3 protein-coding genes are annotated in these 2,326 nt (G+C 46.9%); all 3 read right to left on the bottom strand.

Features of this window, described 5'->3' with window-relative positions; translation table 11 throughout:
- On the bottom strand, positions 1–344 hold a 344-nt coding region (locus tag CZ367_RS13990), incomplete at its 3' end, for a hypothetical protein (RefSeq protein WP_077197564.1).
- 140 nt (positions 345–484) lie between these two features.
- Complete coding sequence (locus CZ367_RS13985) at positions 485–952, bottom strand: DUF1896 domain-containing protein (protein WP_077195296.1); 468 nt, start codon at positions 950–952, stop codon at positions 485–487.
- 27 nt (positions 953–979) lie between these two features.
- Positions 980–2,212, bottom strand: a complete 1,233-nt coding sequence (locus CZ367_RS13980) for a site-specific integrase (protein WP_202613102.1) — start codon at positions 2,210–2,212, stop codon at positions 980–982.
- Between the last annotated feature and the right edge of the window lie 114 nt (positions 2,213–2,326).

The raw sequence follows: 2,326 nt of genomic DNA, 5'->3' as shown, positions 1-2,326 counted from the left end.
ACACAGAGCAGGATTGCCAAGATGACGGCAAGCCAGAACAGCCAACGCAGGATTGTAAAGGTTACTTGCAGAATAACTTTAACAATGAAGCGTAGTATCAGGAAACCGAGAATAATCGAAACGGCGGTTACGACTTGCGGAGTAACTATCTTCGAGATGAGGTAAATCGCACCGATAACGATGGAAAGCAGAACGGCGAGTTCGATGAAGCGTGTCCAACCGAAGCGGCGGACTTGCTTGGGAGAAGTCGGCAGCTGCCTGTTCTTCTCGGTTTTATACGATGCGTCTGCCTTGATGAAGGCGGGCTGCTGAATGTCTTGATTCATGATGATTGTATTATTCATAATCGAGGCTTTTAATAGTTTCAAGAGCGATAACAAGATGCGCACACAACACAAAGACAAGTGTTTGCAAAACTCTTGACGTGTGGAGTGGAGCATTTATCTTGGCTCTTGACACTACAAAAGCCCCCGTTCGTGTTATATCAAGCCATGTTCTCACCGCCTATCGTTGGCAGACCATTGACCTCGATGAGCAGCACGATTGTACCGGTCAGTTCGGTGTACAGTTTGTCGTATTCTGTACCTGCCGCAAAGTCGTCCGTGAGTTCGTACTTGGCAAATACCGCTTGAATTGCCTTGTTGTTCAGCAAAATTAGTGCTAACCTTTCGGGAAGCGGACTTGGCAGTTCCTTCTCAAACTCCTGCTCCAGTAAGGAAACAAGGGTATCATACTTTGAGAAATGCAGGTCGTGGTACAGTACCTCGCTTGCCATCGTCTCTGCTTCTGGGTAGGAGAAACCTTGCGCCACGGCATCGCAGTAAGCCGTCAATGCCTCGTCTGCTCGAGCGGTTATAAACGCATTGTCATTCACTCTCTCTGGAAAATGCTCTCCGAGATACGCTTCCAACTTCAGACGGAAGTAGGAAAGTTCTTTCTTTGTCGTTGTCATAAATTCAAAATTTTAGGGTTATATACATTATTTTGGGGAAATGCCTAATGCCGTATTGAAAGAGCCCAACTTGTCAGCCAGCTCATCCATATCGTGTTCTATCTTCTTATTGGTAATACGGGCATAGATTTGCGTTGTCTTGATGTTGGTGTGTCCTAACATCTTACTTACGGATTCGATGGGAACTCCCTTGGATAGGGACATCGTGGCAAATGTGTGCCGGGCGAGGTGGAAGGTCAGGTTCTTTTTGATACCGCAAATATCGGCAATTTCCTTCAGATAACTGTTCAGTTTTTGATTCGTCAGCATGGGGAAAAGTTTGCCGTCACGATAGGTCTTGCCACTATATTTTGCAATGATGCTCTTGGGTATATCGAGTAAAAGAACGTTGGTCTCCACGCTCGTCTTCTGCCGCTTGGTCATTATCCACTGCTTGCCGTTGAGCGTGACAATGTTTTCCGGAGCGAGGTTGTACACGTCTATGTACGCAAGTCCCGTGAAGCATGAGAACACGAACACGTCCCTTACAAGTTCCAAACGACCGATGCCGAAATCCTTGTTAGCAATTTTAAGGATTTCCTCGTCTGTGAGGAATCCACGATTGACCGGTTCCATGTGAAAACGGATGTTGAGGAACGGATCATGGTGCAGGACACCAAGTTTCCTGCCCAGAATGGTAATCGTCTTGAAGGTTTTCATCATCCTCGTGGCGGTGTTGGGATTCTGCCCGACAACCGTTCGGAGATAAATGTCGAAGTCGTGTATCACAATATAGCCGAGTTCGGACAGGCGGATGTCAGACCGACCGTATTTATCACGAAGGAAATTTGAGAAGTGTTTCTTGCAGACGTTGTATTTCTGTAAGGTTGCAGCTTCGACCGACACGCCTACCTGCCGTGCAACATCACTGTTGTGCTTGTTGAAGAGGCTCATTAGGGTGTCCACATCCTCCTTTTTGCCAAGATACTCCGACTTGATACGCTCCAAGGACACCTCGTCCGTCATCTCTACTTTCTTAAAGATGGTCTGGAGTCCGCTCTGAATGTTGTCAAGTTCGAGGTTGGTGGAAAGTGCTTCAGTTGTCCTTCCCTTCAATCGTTCCTTCTCCCTGTCCCATTGAGACTGTTGGACAGCAATGCCCGTCGAGCCGATGGAAAGGCGTTCGTTGTTGAGATAGATTCTCAGCATGACAGGGGTCTTGCCCTCCTTGTTCACATAATTGCTTCTGAGATAGAAGACTGCTCTGAAAATAGCTTTCATACATTTTACTGCTTTTAGTTGTAGCCTGAATAGAGGTCTTGTCCTAACACCTGCCATCTGTAGCCGTAGCTTGTCGGACACATTGTTGCCCGAAGTGGTGTATGGTAACAAAAA

Origin of the sequence: Prevotella ihumii (assembly GCF_900155655.1) — a bacterium.
Taxonomy (GTDB): Bacteria; Bacteroidota; Bacteroidia; order Bacteroidales; family Bacteroidaceae; genus Prevotella; species Prevotella ihumii.
This window is presented reverse-complemented; position numbering and strand designations above follow the sequence as displayed.